At 69.9% G+C, this 15,167-nt stretch carries 17 protein-coding genes and 1 tRNA gene; 7 read left to right on the top strand and 11 right to left on the bottom strand.

Annotation, left to right across the window (positions count from 1 at the left end):
- Positions 1-9: 9 nt before the first annotated feature.
- The 7 genes from ACT1U9_RS16865 to ACT1U9_RS16835 form a co-directional block, all read right to left on the bottom strand.
- A complete protein-coding gene (locus ACT1U9_RS16865) occupies positions 10-297 on the bottom strand; it encodes a DUF1416 domain-containing protein (RefSeq protein ID WP_444533565.1) in 288 nt (95 codons plus the stop codon).
- A 41-nt stretch (positions 298-338) separates the two neighbouring features.
- Positions 339-1,184, bottom strand: a complete 846-nt coding sequence (locus tag ACT1U9_RS16860) for a sulfurtransferase (RefSeq protein WP_444533564.1) — start codon at positions 1,182-1,184, stop codon at positions 339-341.
- A 154-nt stretch (positions 1,185-1,338) separates the two neighbouring features.
- Complete coding sequence (locus tag ACT1U9_RS16855; RefSeq protein WP_361428811.1) at positions 1,339-1,419, bottom strand: putative leader peptide; 81 nt, start codon at positions 1,417-1,419, stop codon at positions 1,339-1,341.
- A gap of 299 nt (positions 1,420-1,718) precedes the next feature.
- Positions 1,719-2,468, bottom strand: a complete 750-nt coding sequence (locus ACT1U9_RS16850) for an LmeA family phospholipid-binding protein (protein WP_444533563.1) — start codon at positions 2,466-2,468, stop codon at positions 1,719-1,721.
- A 106-nt stretch (positions 2,469-2,574) separates the two neighbouring features.
- Positions 2,575-3,819, bottom strand: a complete 1,245-nt coding sequence (locus ACT1U9_RS16845) for a hypothetical protein (protein WP_444533562.1) — start codon at positions 3,817-3,819, stop codon at positions 2,575-2,577.
- A gap of 10 nt (positions 3,820-3,829) precedes the next feature.
- A complete protein-coding gene (locus tag ACT1U9_RS16840) occupies positions 3,830-4,084 on the bottom strand; it encodes a MoaD/ThiS family protein (protein WP_444533561.1) in 255 nt (84 codons plus the stop codon).
- Positions 4,085-4,117: 33 nt separating this feature from the next.
- Positions 4,118-4,933 (bottom strand): alpha/beta hydrolase family protein, encoded by an 816-nt coding sequence (locus ACT1U9_RS16835; protein ID WP_444533560.1) that lies wholly within the window; start codon positions 4,931-4,933, stop codon positions 4,118-4,120.
- Positions 4,934-5,209: 276 nt separating this feature from the next.
- Here ACT1U9_RS16835 and ACT1U9_RS16830 point away from each other — a divergent pair, with 276 nt between their 5' ends.
- On the top strand, positions 5,210-6,022 hold the full coding sequence (locus ACT1U9_RS16830) for a response regulator transcription factor (RefSeq protein WP_444533559.1): 813 nt from the start codon (positions 5,210-5,212) through the stop codon (positions 6,020-6,022).
- A 24-nt stretch (positions 6,023-6,046) separates the two neighbouring features.
- A complete protein-coding gene (locus ACT1U9_RS16825) occupies positions 6,047-7,069 on the top strand; it encodes a LacI family DNA-binding transcriptional regulator (protein ID WP_188276957.1) in 1,023 nt (340 codons plus the stop codon).
- Positions 7,070-7,318: 249 nt separating this feature from the next.
- Here the strand turns inward: ACT1U9_RS16825 and ACT1U9_RS16820 are convergent, their stop codons facing one another.
- A complete protein-coding gene (locus tag ACT1U9_RS16820) occupies positions 7,319-7,783 on the bottom strand; it encodes a RidA family protein (RefSeq protein WP_444533558.1) in 465 nt (154 codons plus the stop codon).
- Complete coding sequence (locus ACT1U9_RS16815) at positions 7,780-7,941, bottom strand: DUF4177 domain-containing protein (RefSeq protein WP_003975360.1); 162 nt, start codon at positions 7,939-7,941, stop codon at positions 7,780-7,782. Before ACT1U9_RS16815 ends, ACT1U9_RS16820 begins: the two co-directional genes overlap by 4 nt.
- A gap of 72 nt (positions 7,942-8,013) precedes the next feature.
- Here ACT1U9_RS16815 and ACT1U9_RS16810 point away from each other — a divergent pair, with 72 nt between their 5' ends.
- Together ACT1U9_RS16810 and ACT1U9_RS16805 are read left to right on the top strand one after the other, a co-directional pair.
- A complete protein-coding gene (locus tag ACT1U9_RS16810) occupies positions 8,014-8,976 on the top strand; it encodes an ArsA family ATPase (RefSeq protein WP_444533557.1) in 963 nt (320 codons plus the stop codon).
- Positions 8,973-10,271 (top strand): ArsA family ATPase, encoded by a 1,299-nt coding sequence (locus ACT1U9_RS16805; RefSeq protein ID WP_444533556.1) that lies wholly within the window; start codon positions 8,973-8,975, stop codon positions 10,269-10,271. The genes ACT1U9_RS16810 and ACT1U9_RS16805 overlap by 4 nt, the downstream gene beginning before the upstream one ends.
- A 50-nt stretch (positions 10,272-10,321) precedes the next feature.
- On the opposite strand, the gene ACT1U9_RS16800 is transcribed toward ACT1U9_RS16805, so the two are convergent.
- Positions 10,322-10,690: a WhiB family transcriptional regulator gene (locus tag ACT1U9_RS16800; RefSeq protein WP_188276954.1), complete on the bottom strand. Its 369-nt coding sequence runs from the start codon at positions 10,688-10,690 to the stop codon at positions 10,322-10,324.
- 396 nt (positions 10,691-11,086) lie between these two features.
- On the opposite strand from ACT1U9_RS16800, the gene ACT1U9_RS16795 reads away from it, so the two are divergent.
- Positions 11,087-13,333 carry a transglycosylase domain-containing protein gene (locus ACT1U9_RS16795; protein ID WP_444533555.1) on the top strand — a complete coding sequence of 749 codons (2,247 nt, stop codon included), beginning with the start codon at positions 11,087-11,089 and terminating at the stop codon, positions 13,331-13,333.
- Positions 13,334-13,401: 68 nt separating this feature from the next.
- On the opposite strand, the gene ACT1U9_RS16790 is transcribed toward ACT1U9_RS16795, so the two are convergent.
- The gene (locus ACT1U9_RS16790; protein WP_444533554.1) at positions 13,402-13,866 is read right to left on the bottom strand and encodes a GatB/YqeY domain-containing protein; all 465 of its coding nucleotides are present in this window, start codon (positions 13,864-13,866) and stop codon (positions 13,402-13,404) included.
- Positions 13,867-13,996: 130 nt separating this feature from the next.
- On the opposite strand from ACT1U9_RS16790, the gene ACT1U9_RS16785 reads away from it, so the two are divergent.
- Together ACT1U9_RS16785 and ACT1U9_RS16780 are read left to right on the top strand one after the other, a co-directional pair.
- A complete protein-coding gene (locus ACT1U9_RS16785; protein WP_444533553.1) occupies positions 13,997-14,926 on the top strand; it encodes a metallophosphoesterase in 930 nt (309 codons plus the stop codon).
- 112 nt (positions 14,927-15,038) lie between these two features.
- A tRNA-Pro gene (locus ACT1U9_RS16780) sits at positions 15,039-15,112 on the top strand.
- Positions 15,113-15,167 lie beyond the last annotated feature (55 nt).

The following is a 15,167-nucleotide window of genomic DNA, read 5'->3' as shown; positions in this document are numbered from 1 at the left end:
TGCCCGCCGTCACACGGCGATGGCGACCTCCGCCAGGCCGCCCTGCTGGGCGACGACCTTGCGGTCGGCCTGGCCGCCGGGGACCAGGGCGCGGACGGTCCAGGTGCCCTCGGCCGCGTAGAAGCGGAACTGGCCCGTCGCCGAGGTCGGGACCTCGGCGGTGAACTCGCCGGTCGAGTCCAGGAGGCGGACGTAACCCACCACCGGCTCGCCGTCGCGGGTCACCTGGCCCTGGATCGTGGTCTCACCGGGCTTGATCGTCGAGGCGTCGGGGCCGCCTGCCTTCGCTCCACACATGGCTCTTCCTTACGGTCTACGGTCTGAATGGTGTGCGGGAGTTACTTGTTGGCGCCGAGCTCGATCGGCACGCCGACGAGGGAGCCGTACTCGGTCCACGAACCGTCGTAGTTCTTGACGTTCGTCACGCCGAGCAGCTCGTGCAGCACGAACCACGTCAGGGCCGAGCGCTCGCCGATGCGGCAGTACGCGATGGTGTCCTTCGCCAGGTCGACCTGCTCGGCCGCGTACAGCTCCTTGAGGTCGTCGTCCGACTTGAAGGTGCCGTCGTCGTTGGCGTTCTTCGACCACGGGATGTTGCGGGCGGACGGGACGTGGCCCGGGCGCTGCGACTGCTCCTGCGGGAGGTGGGCCGGGGCGAGCAGCTTGCCGCTGAACTCGTCGGGCGAGCGCACGTCGACCAGGTTCTGCGAGCCGATGGCCGCCACCACGTCGTCGCGGAAGGCGCGGATCGCGGAGTTCTGGGCCTTGGCCTTGTACTCGGTGGCCGGGCGGCTCGGGACCTGCGAACCGTCGACCAGGTCGCGCGAGTCCAGCTCCCACTTCTTGCGCCCGCCGTCGAGCAGCTTGACGCTGTCGTGGCCGTAGAGCTTGAAGTACCAGTAGGCGTACGAGGCGAACCAGTTGTTGTTGCCGCCGTACAGGACGACGGTCGTGTCGTTCGCGATGCCCTTCGCCGACAGGAGCTTCTCGAAGCCCTCCTGGTCGATGAAGTCACGGCGGACCGGGTCCTGGAGGTCCTTGGTCCAGTCGATCCGGATCGCGTTCTTGATGTGGTTCTTGTCGTACGCCGAGGTGTCCTCGTCCACCTCGACGAGGGCGACCTTCGGGTCGTCGATGTGGGCCTCGACCCAGTCGGCGTCTACCAGGACGTCGCTGCGGCTCATGCGGGTTCTCCTCCGGGGCAGTATGCGGCGGGGTTGCGCGGGGTGCGGGTGCGCTGTGTGCGTGCGCGGAGTGCTGCGGCACGGGCCCTGACGATCCGGAACGGAACGGACCGCCCGAAAGGGCCTGGGGGAATGCAGGAATTGAGCGTTCCGCTCAGGCGCGGCGACAGAGCATGGCGGCGACGCGGCACAGGTCGACTGCCCGCCGCTTCGTGAGATCCGCCTGTCGCTTCATAGCCCCGATCGTAGGGACGCGACCGCACCCCTGTCACCGGTGTGTCGTATTTTGAGACACGATCGTCCATGATCCGGGACGAGATTGGCCGAAGACCGCCTTTCATGGCGGTCCGGGGGGCCTCACCCTGTCGGCCATCTACCTGCCGGACGCGTCTGTCTCACAATCCGGCTACTGGCTGCGCCTACGGGGTGCCCGGGCCCTGTTTTTAGGGGCGCGGGGCTGTGACATTTGCGGCTCCGCCGCGCGGGCGCGACAAGCCCCCACCGGCCCGCAGACGAAACACGGCCCCCCGGGGGCTACCCCGCCAGGGAGACGTTGGTCCCGGTCCCAGTGAACAGCAGCCCATCCTTCGAAGCCTCGACCTTGTCGAGCTTGATACCCCGCGGCATCCCCGCGATCTGAAGGTCGTAGTCGACAGCCTTACGAAGCTTCTCGTCGAACCCGGGAACGGGGAGCTTAGGCAGCCCCTCGGACCGCACCCGCACAGTCGACCCGCCCTCGATCGTCACCGTGCTGTACGTGCTGACCGTACGACCGGCAAGCAGCAGCCGCAGGCTCGGCGGCACCTGCACCCCCGCCCCGTCGAGCAGATCCGTCAGCTGCCCGCCGACCTGGATCTGCCCCTTGGCGGCCCGCTCGGCGCCCGCGTACGAGACCGTCGCGCCCTTGGGCGCGGCCTTCGCCAGGTCGGCGTAGGAGATACGGGCCGAGCCGTCGGCGCGTACGACCGTGGCGGACGAGTAGCCGCTGTTGACCTTCACGTCGTGCAGCTTCGCCTTGACCTCGGTGACGTTCACCGAGTGGCCGTCGGCGGTGGCGGTGACGCCGCCCAGGCGCACGTCGACCTCGTCGAACTCCTTGCCGAGCGCCTGGGTGAGGAAGGGGAACCCGGTGATGGAGACGTCGGGGGTGGCGTTCAGCCCCTGACTGCTCTTGATCCGGTCGGCCACCTTCGACTCGACCACATTGACCGCGATGCGGTCCGCGGCGACGAAGAGGCCGCCGAGGACCACCGCGACGATCAGCCATATTCGGAGTGCGCGCATTGCGTACGTGTCCCCCACCCGTGGTCGTTCAATCCGCCCGGCGATCAAGCCCACTGCTGATCGGCCCGGTTGTCCGGTCGTACGGATGCGAGCCTAACCGCCGGAATTACCCGATCACTCGACCGATCAGATACAAAGCGGGAACAGCCGCGGTGAGCGGCATTGCCACTCCGGCCGTCATGTGCACGAAGCGCGACGGGTAGTCGTAGCTGGCCACCCGCAGCCCGATCAGCGCGCACACCCCGGCCGCCAGGCCCAGCAGGGCGCCGGAGGATCCGATGTCCGTCATCTGCCCGACCGCGATCCCCGCGCCCGCGGCCGCGAGCAGCGAGACGGCGACGGAGACGGGGCCCGGCAGCGGCAACGCGCGCGCGGGCACCGCGACGGCCACCGCGACCGCGCCCACGGAGACGGCGTGCGGGATCGCGGCGAGGTATCCGGCCGCCAGGACCGTGAGCGCCGCCGAGGTGACGGACGCCATGAGGCCGTACATCCGCTCGTCCGGGTCCGCGTGGCTGCGCAGCTGGAGGACGAGGGTGAGCAGCACCCACACTCCGAGCGTGCCCAGGATCGCGGCGGGCCCGTGGTCGTCGCCGACCGCGAGGAGCGCCACGTCGGCGACCAGGCCGCCCGCGAAGGCGAGCGCGATGCCCTGGCGGGCGGGCCACATCCCGTTCAGCCGGAACCATCCCGCGGCCGTGACCGCCTGGAGCAGCACCAGCGGCGCCACCAGCGCGTAGTGCCCGAGCGCGGCCCCGGCCGCGAGCAGCAGGCCGAGGACGGCGGTGAGCGCGGCGGGCTGCATCCCCGGCGCGATGATCGGCGAACGCCCCTCGGCACGCGCGCGCTGGGCGTCGGTGATCCGGGTGCTGCCGATGGTGGTGGGCGAGCTGTAGGCGGGGCCGTCGGCCCGGGCGGGCTCGGCGGGCGCCGGTTCGCGGACCGGTGCCTCCGGGGGCAGCGGGGCCGACCCCGTCTGCGGCGGCAGATACGCGGTGTCGGCGGCGGGCTGCGCGTACGCCTGCGCGTACTGCCCCTGGACCGGCTGCTGCACAGGCTGCTGTACGGGCTGCGGCTGGACCGTGGGCTGGTACTGGGTGTCCCAGGTCTGGCCCTCCCAGGTCTGCGTGTACTGCTGCTGCTCCTGGTACGACGGGTCGTGCGGGAACTGCTGCTGCCCGGACTGCTGCGCCTGCTGGTGCTGCTGGAGCGGCTGCTGCTGGAGCGGCTGACCGTACTGGTCGTACTGCTGGTACTGGTCGTACGACTGCTGCTGAACCGGCTGCCCGTACTGGTCGTACTGCGGATATCGCTCGTCGTACGGATACGGCGGGTACTGCTGATCGCTCATGACTGGGGGGTCACCCTCCTGCGAACGGCGGGAGCACCTCGACCGTGCCGCCCTCGGCAAGCCGTACGGTCTCATGCTCGCGGGTCCCGACGGGGTCGCCGTCGACAAGGAACGAACACCTGAGCAGTACGCGGGTCAGCTCGCCCGGGTGGCGCTCGCGCACCGCGTCGAGCGCCTGAGCCAGCGTGTCCGCCGTATACGGCTCCTCGGCGACACCGGCGGCGGATTTGGCCGCGGCCCAGAAGCGGATGGTTCCCGCTGCCATGGCGACACTCCTTTCGTCGGGCTCCATGATGGGCTACGCCACCGACAGCCAGTGCGCGATCCGGCGCAGCAGCCCCTCGTCCGCCGCGTTCTCCGCGTGCCCCATGCCCTCCTCCAGCCACAACAGCCCAGGTCCGGCCGCCGCCAGCATCCTGGGGTGGTCCAGCGGGAAGTACGGGTCGCGGTCGCCGTGGACGATCAGGAGCGGGGTCGGCGCGATCAGCGGGACCGCCTCGACCGGCGAGAGCGGAACGGGGTCCCACTCCTCCGAGTCGATCCGGGTCGCGAAGCCGAGGCGGCCGACCAGGCGCCCGGCGGGCCGGGTCACCAGCCAGTGCAGCCTCCGCATGGGCGCGGTCCCCCGGTAGTACCAACGGGCGGGCGCGCTCACGGAAACCGCGGCATCCGTGTGCGCCGGGCACGCTTCCGTGCTCCCCTTGTGCGTCGCCGCGTGCCGCAGCACCACCGAACCGCCCATCGAGAACCCGACGGTCGCCACGCGCGCGTACCCGAGTGATCTCGCCCACTCCACCGCCGCCGCCAGGTCCAGGACCTCGCGGTCGCCGACCGTGGAGCGCCCGCCGGAGCGCCCGTGGCCCCGGAAGGAGAACGTCACCACGCCCGCGTACTGGGCGAACACCCCCGCCGCACGCCGCACGGCGGGGCGGTCGGCCGAGCCCGTGAAGCCGTGCGCGACCACGATCGCGGTATCCGTTCTGCCCGCTGCGCACGGGTCGTGAACGGCCTCGATCGGCACGCCGTCCGAGGTGCGCAGAGTGGCCCGCCGAGGTCCCCTGGTGATCGAGGAAACATCCACAGTGTGAAATCGGCCCTCTGAAGCGGAACTCATGTGGGCTATTCTGCTCGGCAGAGGATCCGGGCAGCGCAGCCCCCGGGTCCTTTTGCGTTTCCGGCCCGTTGTTACAGGCAGGTGACCGAAGGCTCACAAAGAAGACTCAGCAAGGCTTCCGGGGGCGCGGGAGCCGACCGTACGAAGTACGGGAAGAAGTACCAGTAGTACGAAGCAGTGCCGTAAACGTCCTCGCAGGGACCGAGGAGGAACCGACGTTATGGGCGAGCAGACCGTGCACGATACGAAGTCGACGACCTGGGCAGGTGGGGCGCGATGAGCTCCCTGCTGCTCCTGACCAATGCCCTCCAGCCGTCGACGGAGGTGCTTCCCGCCCTCGGCCTGCTGCTGCACAACGTACGGGTGGCCCCCGCCGAGGGCCCGGCCCTCGTCGACACCCCGGGTGCCGACGTCATCCTTGTCGACGGCCGCCGCGATCTGCCGCAGGTCCGGTCGCTGTGCCAGCTGCTGCGCTCCACCGGGCCCGGCTGTCCGCTGCTCCTGGTGGTCACCGAGGGCGGCCTTGCCGCCGTCACCGCCGACTGGGGCATCGACGACGTCCTGCTCGACACCGCCGGTCCCGCCGAGGTCGAGGCGCGGCTGCGGCTCGCGATGGGCCGCCAGCAGATCACCTCGGACGACTCCCCCATGGAGATCCGCAACGGCGATCTGTCCGTGGACGAGGCCACCTACAGCGCGAAGCTGAAGGGCCGGGTCCTGGACCTGACCTTCAAGGAGTTCGAGCTCCTGAAGTACCTCGCCCAGCACCCCGGCCGGGTCTTCACGCGCGCGCAGCTGCTCCAGGAGGTCTGGGGCTACGACTACTTCGGCGGTACGCGCACGGTCGACGTCCACGTACGGCGGCTGCGGGCCAAGCTCGGCCCCGAGCACGAGTCGCTGATCGGCACTGTCCGCAATGTCGGATACCGGTTCGTGACGCCCGAGAAGGTCGAGCGGGCGGCCGAGGAGGCCAAGGCGAAGTCGGCGGCTCAGGCCAAGGCCAAGGCGGCCGCGGAATCCGTGGCCTCCGCACCGGTCCCGGTTCGTACGGAGGCGGAGGAAGCCTCCGTACGCCCTGCCCAGAGGTAGGTCACCCCGCGTAGACTCCCGCTCGTGGCCAAGGTGACGCGGGATGATGTGGCGAGACTGGCGGGTACGTCGACCGCGGTCGTCAGCTATGTCATCAACAACGGACCGAGGCCGGTCGCCCCGGCCACGCGCGAGCGGGTACTCGCCGCGATCAAGGAGCTGGGCTACCGGCCCGACCGGGTTGCCCAGGCGATGGCATCCCGGCGCACGGACCTCATAGGCATGATCGTCCCGGACGCGCGCCAGCCGTTCTTCGCGGAGATGGCGCACGCGGTGGAGCAGGCGGCCGCCGAGCGCGGAAAAATGGTCCTGGTCGGCAACTCCGACTATCTGGACGACCGCGAGGTCCACTATCTGCGGGCCTTCCTCGGCATGCGGGTCGCCGGTCTGATCCTGGTCAGCCAGGGCCCCAGCGAGCGCGCGGCGGCGGAGATCGACGCCTGGGACGCGCGCGTGGTGCTCCTCCACGAACGGCCGGAGGCGATCGACGACGTGGCGGTCGTCACGGACGACATCGGCGGCGCGCAGCTGGCGACCCGCCATCTTCTGGAACACGGTCACGCGTACGTGGCGTGCCTCGGCGGGGTCGAATCGACCCCGGCGGTCGGCGACCCCGTGGCGGACCACGTCGAGGGCTGGCGCCGGGCGATGGTCGAGTCCGGCCGCTCCCTCGAAGGCCGCCTCTTTCAGGCCCCGTACAACCGGTACGACGCGTACCGGGTCGCCCTGGACATTCTCTCCGGGCCCGAGCGGCCCCCGGCGATCTTCTGCTCCACCGACGACCAGGCGATCGGCGTGCTCCGGGCTGCCCGTGAACTCCGTATCGATGTGCCGGGCGAGCTGGCGGTGGCGGGCTTCGACGACGTGAAGGAAGCGGGTCTGACGGACCCGCCCCTCACCACGGTCGCCTCCGACCGCCCCGCGATGGCCCGCGCGGCGGTGGACCTGGTCCTGGACGACGCGCTCCGCGTGGCCGGCTCGCGCCGGGAACGCCTGAAGCAGTTCCCGTCGCGGTTGGTGATCCGCAAGTCCTGCGGCTGCGAATAACCAGGCCCGGGCTTCGTCTGCGAACCGTAGCCGGTTGCTCGCGCAGTTCCCCGCGCCCCTGAAGGGCTGTGGCTGAGCCGAGTTCTCCGGCTGCGGCGAAGTACCTGAGGGGCGCGGGGAACTGCGCGAGCAAGCCAGCACGGTCCGCGGACAAAGCACCCGGCCGCCCGCCCAGGCCACGCGGCGGAGCCGCAAAATGTCACAGCCGGGAAGGGGCGGGGTGGGGAATCGCCCGCCGCAGGCGACCGGCTAGTCGACCAGCTCGACCTGGAGCTCGACCTCGACCGGCGCGTCGAGCGGGAGGACCGCGACGCCGACCGCGCTGCGGGCGTGGACACCCTTGTCGCCCAGAACCGCGCCAAGCAGCTCGCTCGCACCGTTGATCACACTGGGCTGGCCCGTGAAGTCGCTGGCCGAGGCCACGAAGCCCACGACCTTCACGACGCGCGCAACCCGGTCGAGGTCACCCGCGACGGACTTCACCGCGGCGAGGGCGTTCAGCGCACAGATACGCGCCGCGTCCTTCGCCTCCTCGGCCGTGACCTCCGCGCCCACCTTCCCGGTCAGCGTCAGCTTGCCGTCGACCATGGGCAGCTGCCCGGCCGTGAACACGTACACACCCGACCGCACGGCCGGCTGGTACGCGGCCAGCGGCGGTACGACCTCCGGCAGGGTCAGGCCGAGTTCGGCCAGCTTCGCCTCCACCGCGCTCATGCCTGCTTCTCCCGCTTCAGGTAGGCCACCAGCTGCTCGGGGTTGTTCGGCCCGGGAACGACCTGGACCAGCTCCCAGCCGTCCTCGCCCCAGGTGTCCAGAATCTGCTTGGTCGCGTGCACGAGAAGGGGCACGGTCGCGTATTCCCACTTGGTCATGTGGCCGACTGTAGCCGCTGCCGGAGGCAGCCTCATGCGTAGGCCGTCGGGCGACTGGTTAGGCTCGACTGTGTGAGCAGGCTCCAGGTCGTCAGCGGCAAGGGCGGTACCGGCAAGACCACGGTCGCCGCTGCCCTCGCGCTCGCCCTCGCGACGGAGGGCAAGCGCACGCTCCTCGTCGAGGTCGAGGGCAGACAGGGCATCGCACAGCTCTTCGAGACGGAGGCGTTTCCGTACGAGGAGCGGAAGATCGCCGTGGCGCCCGGCGGCGGGGAGGTGTACGCGCTGGCGATCGACGCCGAGCGGGCCCTGCTCGACTACCTCCAGATGTTCTACAAGCTGGGCTCGGCGGGCCGGGCGCTCAAGAAGCTCGGCGCCATCGACTTCGCCACCACCATCGCGCCCGGCGTCCGCGACGTCCTGCTGACCGGCAAGGCGTGCGAAGCGGTGAGGCGTAAGGACAAGCAGGGGCGGTACGCGTACGACCATGTGGTCATGGACGCACCGCCCACCGGGCGGATCACCCGCTTCCTCAACGTCAACGACGAGGTCGCCGGGCTCGCCAAGATCGGGCCGATACACAATCAGGCGCAGGCTGTGATGCGGGTCCTCAAGTCCCCTGAGACAGCCGTGCACTTGGTGACGCTGCTTGAGGAGATGCCGGTCCAGGAGACCGCCGACGGCATCGCCGAGCTGCGCGCCGCCGAGCTGCCGACCGGCGCCGTCATCGTCAACATGGTCCGCCCGCACCTCCTGGACGAGGAGGCGGTACGGGGCGTCACCGGCGACCGGCGCAAGGAGGTCGCCAAGGCGCTCACCCGCGCCGGGGTCACCGGCTCGGCCAAGCTGGTCACGCCGCTGCTCCAGGAGGCCGCCGAGCACGCGGAGCGGGTGGAGCTGGAACGCGAACAGCGGGAGGTGGTGGGCGAGTTGGGGCTGCCCGTGCACGAACTGCCGCTGATCGGTGAGGGAATGGATCTGGCCGGGCTCTACCGCCTGGCCGCCGAGCTGCGGAATTCCGGGGTGGGCAAGTGAGCATGGACACGGCCGCGCCGTTGGACATCGACCCTCTGCTGGACGACCCGAAGACGCGGATCGTGGTGTGCTGCGGCTCCGGCGGGGTCGGCAAGACGACGACCGCGGCGGCGCTCGGGCTGCGGGCCGCCGAGCGCGGCCGCAAGGTGGTCGTCCTGACCATCGACCCGGCCCGGCGCCTGGCCCAGTCGATGGGGATCGACTCGCTGGACAACACCCCGCGCCGGGTCAAGGACGTCGAGGGCGCCGGTGAACTGCACGCCATGATGCTCGACATGAAGCGGACCTTCGACGAGATCGTCGAGGCGCACGCGGATGCCGAGCGGGCCCGGGCGATCCTCTCCAACCCCTTCTACCAGTCCCTGTCGGCCGGCTTCGCGGGCACGCAGGAGTACATGGCGATGGAGAAGCTGGGCCAGCTGCGGGCGCGCGACGAGTGGGACCTGATCGTGGTCGACACCCCGCCGTCGCGCTCGGCGCTCGACTTCCTGGACGCGCCGAAGCGGCTGGGGTCGTTCCTGGACGGCAAGTTCATCCGGCTGCTGATGGCCCCCGCCAAGATGGGCGGGCGGGCCGGGATGAAGTTCCTCAACGTCGGCATGTCGATGATGACGGGCACGCTCGGCAAGCTGCTCGGCGGCCAGTTGCTGCGGGACGTCCAGACGTTCGTGGCGGCGATGGACACGATGTTCGGCGGCTTCCGCACCCGCGCCGACGCCACCTACCGGCTGCTCCAGGCGCCGGGCACGGCCTTCCTGGTGGTCGCGGCGCCGGAGCGGGACGCGCTGCGCGAGGCCGCGTACTTCGTGGAGCGCCTCGCGGCCGACTCGATGCCGCTCGCCGGTCTCGTACTCAACCGCGTGCACGGCAGCGGCGCTGCGCGACTGTCGGCGCAGCGGGCACTGGCGGCGGCGGAAAGCCTCGACGAGGACCGTACGGACGGTCTCGAAGGCTCCGATGGGGAAAATCTTGTCGACGGCCGCATTGTCGATCAGATGGACGGGAAGGCTGAGGATCGTGGCACCGGTGGTCCCTCTCCCGAAGTCCCCTCCTCCACCACCGGACCCGACGGCGTGTCGGTCGACCGGCTGACCGCCGGTCTGCTGCGCCTGCACGCGGAGCGGATGCAGGTGCTCGCACGCGAACAGCGCACGCGCGACCGCTTCACCGCGCTCCACCCCGAAGTCCCGGTGGCCGAAGTGGCCGCCCTGCCCGGCGACGTACACGATCTCGCCGGGCTCCGGGCCATCGGGGAACGGCTCGCGACCCAGAACGAGAAGGCCGGAGCTCTCTGACCCGTACGTAGAGGTCGTACGTACGTGTCGTACGGGTATGACGCCGTGGGCTACCCCACGGCGGCGTAGGTCTCGTCCATGGCGTGGGGCCGGTAGCCGTACGCCTCGTCGTCGTCCACGCCCACGGACAGGATGCCCGTGCTGCGCTCGTACTCCGTACGCGCCGTCTCCAGAAGGCGGCGCCAGGAAGTGACGGTGGGGCGCCTGCGCAGCAACGCGCGCCGCTCCCGTTCCGTCATTCCGCCCCACACGCCGAATTCGACGCGGTTGTCCAGTGCGTCCGCGAGGCACTCGGTCCGTACCGGGCATCCGGTACACACCGCCTTGGCCCTGTTCTGAGCCGCACCCTGTACGAACAGTTCGTCCGGATCGGTAGTGCGGCAGGCTGCCTGCGCACTCCAGTCGGTTACCCAGCCCATGCCGGCGCCGTCCTCTCCCGAATCGAGGCTCCCCCACGGCGGCAGAGGCATATTCACCGCTGCCAGTTGAGGACGTTACGGAAGGTGGGCACAGCGCAACACCCCCTTCGGGCCCAATCTTGAATGGTCCGAACGGACTATGCGTACGCGGCAGATCACCCAACGGAGTGAGCTGGGGACATGCGTGAGAATCCCGGCAAACCGGGGCGTTTCAGTTGAGCCACAACGGACGCCTGATGACGCATGAGGCGTAAACGGACAGCGATACCGGGCAATCGCCCTCTTGCGGAAAGTCAAACACCGAGTTGATGCGCAACCGCACTGCTGTGACAGTTGAGAGCAGCTTAGGCCAGAGCATTGACCCGTGTCCGGCGAATGAGAACGTAGGCTGCCCCCATGGCAAAGAAGCGCTCGGGCGGTGGTCTGACCGGGACCCAGCAGGCCGCCAAGTTCGTCGGAGTGAGTGTGCTCTCCGGAGCGGTGCTCGCGGGGATCGCGCTGCCGGCGTTCGGCGCGCTCGGTCTCGCGGCCAAGGGCACGGTCGAGGGATTCGACGAGATCCCCGCCAATCTGAAGACCCCGCCGCTGAGTCAGCGCACCACGATCCTGGACAACCAGGGCGGTCCGATCGCGACGGTGTACTCGCGCGACCGCACGGTGGTCCCGCTCACGGGCATCTCCCCGTACATGCAGAAGGCGATCGTCGCGATCGAGGACGCGCGCTTCTACGAGCACGGCGCGATCGACCTCAAGGGCGTGCTGCGCGCGCTCAACAAGAACGCGACGTCGGGCGGCGTGGCCCAGGGCGCTTCGACCCTCACCCAGCAGTACGTCAAGAACGTCTTCGTGGAGGAGGCCGGCGACGACCCCGACAAGGTCGCCGAGGCCACCCAGCAGACCCTCGGCCGCAAGGTCAAGGAGCTCAAGTACGCGATCCAGGTCGAGGAAGAGCTCGGCAAGAAGAAGATCCTGGAGAACTACCTCAACATCACGTTCTTCGGGCAGCAGGCGTACGGCGTCGAGGCCGCGGCCAAGCGCTACTTCTCCAAGTCCGCCAAGGACCTGACGCTGCCCGAGTCCGCCATGCTCGCGGGCATCGTCCAGTCGCCGAGCCGCTACGACCCCGTCAACGACGCCACCGAGGCGAAGAAGCGCCGTGACGTGGTCCTCCAGCGCATGGCCGACAAGAAGGACATCTCGCAGGCCGAGGCCGACCGCGCCAAGGCCACGCCGATCAAGCTGAAGGTCTCCAAGCCGAAGAACGGCTGCATCACGGCCGTCAGCGGCGCGGGCTTCTTCTGTGACTACGTACGCGAGGTCTTCCTCTCCGACCCGGTCTTCGGCAAGACCAAGGAGGAGCGGGCCAAGCTCTGGAACCAGGGCGGCCTGACCGTCCGTACGACCATGGACCCGCAGGCCCAGCAGTCCACCCAGAACTCGATCAAGGACCACGTCTACCAGACGGACAAGGTCGCCACCGCCGTCACGCTGGTCCAGCCCGGCACCGGCAAGATCCTGGCGATGGGCCAGTCGCGGCCGTACGGCTTCGGGGCGAACGAGACCCAGATCAACTTCTCGGTCAACAAGCAGATGGGCGGCTCGAACTTCGGCTTCCCGGTCGGCTCGACCTTCAAGCCGTTCCTCGCCGCCGCCGCGATCGAGGGCGGCAAGCCGCCGACGCAGCAGTACCCGTCGCCGTACGAGATGGACTACCCGGCCACCGTCCAGACGTGCAGCGGCAAGCCGTGGGTGAACACCAACAACGAGCAGTTGCAGAACGAGAACGAGTCCGAGCACGGGCCGTACCCGCTGAAGACCGCCATGGAGAAGTCGGTCAACACGTACTTCGTGCAGATGCTCGGCGAGATCGGCATGTGCCCGGTCTCCCAGATGACGGACAAGCTGCACGTGGTGCAGGGCAACGGCACGAAGCTCCCGATGGTGCCCTCGGCGCTCACCCTCGGCTCCACCGGTATCTCCCCGCTGAACATGGCGAGCGCGTACGCGGCCTTCGCCAACCGGGGCACGTACTGCACGCCGGTCGCCATCGAGTCGATCAAGAAGGCGGACGGCACGGCGCTGCCGGTGCCGAAGTCCTCGTGCAGCCAGGCGATGTCGCAGAACACCGCGGACTCCATCAACACGCTGCTGCGCGGTGTGACCGACTCCGGTACGGGTAAGCAGGCCGGTCTCTCCGACCGCGACAACGCGGGCAAGACCGGCACGACCGACCAGCGCAAGAACGCCTGGTTCGTCGGCTACACGCCGAACATGTCGGGCGCGGTGTGGGTCGGCAGCCCGACGCAGAGCGTCGAGATGGAGAACATCACCATCGGCGGCGAGTACCAGGAGAAGGTGTACGGCGGCCAGGTCCCCGGCCCGATCTGGAAGGACGCCGTCAGCGGCGCCCTGAGCGGCCAGCCGGCCCCCAGCTTCACCACGGTCAACATCCCCGACCCGCAGGGCCAGACCCCGCCCGCCGGGGACGACAACGGCAACAAGGGCAAGGGCGGCGGCAAGAAGCACCGCCCCGGCGACAACAAGCCGGGCGGCGGCGTCACGGTCCCGCCGAACCCGGGCATCTCGATCCCGCCGGGAGTGATCGGCGGGGACACGGGGGCGATCGGGGGGAACTGGCCGTAAGGGGCTGTACGTGAAGGGGGGGCACCCGGGAAAACCGGGTGCCCCCCTTCACGTATGTACGGCTGCGGTCAGCCCGCGAGCTGACGCTTCACGATCGCGGAGACGCGGCCGCCGTCGGCGCGGCCGGAGACCTTCGGGTTGACGATCTTCATGACGGCGCCCATGGCGCGCGGCCCCTCGGCCCCGGCGGCCTTGGCCTCCTCGACGGCGTCCGCGACGATCGCGCCGAGCTCGTCGTCGGAGAGCTGCTTGGGCAGGTACGCGTCGAGGATCTCGCCCTCGGCCCGCTCCTTCGCCGCGGACTCCGCCCGGCCGCCCTGCTCGAAGGCGTCGGCGGCCTCACGCCGCTTCTTCGCCTCCTTGGCGATGACCTTCAGCACCTCCTCGTCGGAGAGCTCGCGCGCGCTCTTGCCCGCGACCTCCTCCTTGGCGATGGCGGTGAGGGTCAGTCGCAGCGTGGACGAGCGCAGCTCGTCGCGCGCCTTCATGGCGGTGGTGAGGTCGTCCTTGAGCGTGGCCTTGAGCGTGGTCATACGCCCCAGTGTGTCAGGTGGCGGGGCGGGGGCGCGTGCGAGTTTCGTACGGGGCGTACGGGCGGGTCGCGAGCGGGACGCCGAACGGACCGCGGCTCTTGGTCATACGTACGTCTGCAACGATGGGCGCATGCGCGCGCGATACGGAGTACCCCTGGCAATCACGGCAGTCGGCGCGGCCGGCGTCGCCTACGCGGCCGGCATCGAGGCCCGGTCCTTCCGATTGCGACGGGTGACCGTGCCGATGCTGCCGCGCGGGGCGCGTCCGCTGCGGGTGCTGCAGATCTCCGACGTCCACATGGTGAGCGGCCAGCGCAAGAAGCGCGCGTGGCTGCAGTCGCTGGCGGGCCTGCGCCCGGATTTCGTGGTCAACACGGGCGACAACCTGTCGGACCAGGAGGGCGTACCGGAGCTCCTGGACGCGCTGGGGCCCCTGATGGAGTTCCCGGGCGTGTACGTCTTCGGCTCGAACGACTACTACGGCCCCAAGCTGCGCAACCCGGCCCGCTACCTCCTTGAGAAGGCCCAGGGCAGGCACGGCCTGAACGGCAACGCCCCCGCCGTCGGCGTCGTCCACAACCCGTGGGAGGACCTGCGGGACGCGTTCGACTCCGCCGGCTGGGTCGGCCTGAACAACACGCGGGGCCGCCTGAAGCTGCCCGGCGGCTTCGAGCTCGCCTTCACGGGCCTGGACGACCCGCACATCAAGCGGGACCGGTACGCGCTGGTCGAGGGCGGCCCTGAGAAGGACGCGGACGCGTCGATCGCGGTGGTCCACGCCCCGTACCTGCGCACCCTGGACGCCTTCACGTCCGACGGCTACCCCCTGATCCTCGCGGGCCACACCCACGGCGGCCAGCTGTGCGTCCCCTTCTACGGCGCGCTGGTCACGAACTGCGACCTGGACACGGCCCGGGTGAAGGGCCTCTCGACCCACGAGGCGGGCGGCCACCGCTCGTACATGCACGTCTCGGCGGGCTGCGGCACGAACCGCTACACGCCGGTCCGCTTCGCGTGCCCGCCTGAGGCGACGTTGCTTACGTTGGTGGCGGGGGAGTAGGGGGGCGCGGTTCCCCTGCCGCAGCCCCGCCCCGAGGCCCGCGTAAACCGGATTTCGTCTCCGGCCGCCGGTGGGCTAAAGTAAACGACGTCGCCAGGACAACGGGCGGCATCGGGGTGTAGCGCAGCTTGGCAGCGCGCTTCGTTCGGGACGAAGAGGTCGTGGGTTCAAATCCCGCCACCCCGACAGCTGCAAGACCACATCAGGCCCGGTACTGAGAGATCAGTACCGGGCCTGATGT

Source organism: Streptomyces sp. BR1 (assembly GCF_052373795.1).
Lineage (GTDB): Bacteria > Actinomycetota > Actinomycetes > Streptomycetales > Streptomycetaceae > Streptomyces.
This window is presented reverse-complemented; position numbering and strand designations above follow the sequence as displayed.

Bases quoted from the DNA above. Each gene is read 5' to 3' on its own strand.
- ACT1U9_RS16865 (WP_444533565.1), bottom strand. From the start codon at position 297: ATGTGTGGAGCGAAGGCAGGCGGCCCCGACGCCTCGACGATCAAGCCC.
- ACT1U9_RS16860 (WP_444533564.1), bottom strand. From the start codon at position 1,184: ATGAGCCGCAGCGACGTCCTGGTAGACGCCGACTGGGTCGAGGCCCAC.
- ACT1U9_RS16855 (WP_361428811.1), bottom strand. From the start codon at position 1,419: ATGAAGCGACAGGCGGATCTCACGAAGCGGCGGGCAGTCGACCTGTGC.
- ACT1U9_RS16850 (WP_444533563.1), bottom strand. From the start codon at position 2,468: ATGCGCGCACTCCGAATATGGCTGATCGTCGCGGTGGTCCTCGGCGGC.
- ACT1U9_RS16845 (WP_444533562.1), bottom strand. From the start codon at position 3,819: ATGAGCGATCAGCAGTACCCGCCGTATCCGTACGACGAGCGATATCCG.
- ACT1U9_RS16840 (WP_444533561.1), bottom strand. From the start codon at position 4,084: ATGGCAGCGGGAACCATCCGCTTCTGGGCCGCGGCCAAATCCGCCGCC.
- ACT1U9_RS16835 (WP_444533560.1), bottom strand. From the start codon at position 4,933: ATGAGTTCCGCTTCAGAGGGCCGATTTCACACTGTGGATGTTTCCTCG.
- ACT1U9_RS16830 (WP_444533559.1), top strand. From the start codon at position 5,210: ATGAGCTCCCTGCTGCTCCTGACCAATGCCCTCCAGCCGTCGACGGAG.
- ACT1U9_RS16820 (WP_444533558.1), bottom strand. From the start codon at position 7,783: ATGAGCGCGGTGGAGGCGAAGCTGGCCGAACTCGGCCTGACCCTGCCG.
- ACT1U9_RS16815 (WP_003975360.1), bottom strand. From the start codon at position 7,941: ATGACCAAGTGGGAATACGCGACCGTGCCCCTTCTCGTGCACGCGACC.
- ACT1U9_RS16800 (WP_188276954.1), bottom strand. From the start codon at position 10,690: ATGGGCTGGGTAACCGACTGGAGTGCGCAGGCAGCCTGCCGCACTACC.
- ACT1U9_RS16795 (WP_444533555.1), top strand. From the start codon at position 11,087: ATGGCAAAGAAGCGCTCGGGCGGTGGTCTGACCGGGACCCAGCAGGCC.
- ACT1U9_RS16790 (WP_444533554.1), bottom strand. From the start codon at position 13,866: ATGACCACGCTCAAGGCCACGCTCAAGGACGACCTCACCACCGCCATG.
- ACT1U9_RS16785 (WP_444533553.1), top strand. From the start codon at position 13,997: ATGCGCGCGCGATACGGAGTACCCCTGGCAATCACGGCAGTCGGCGCG.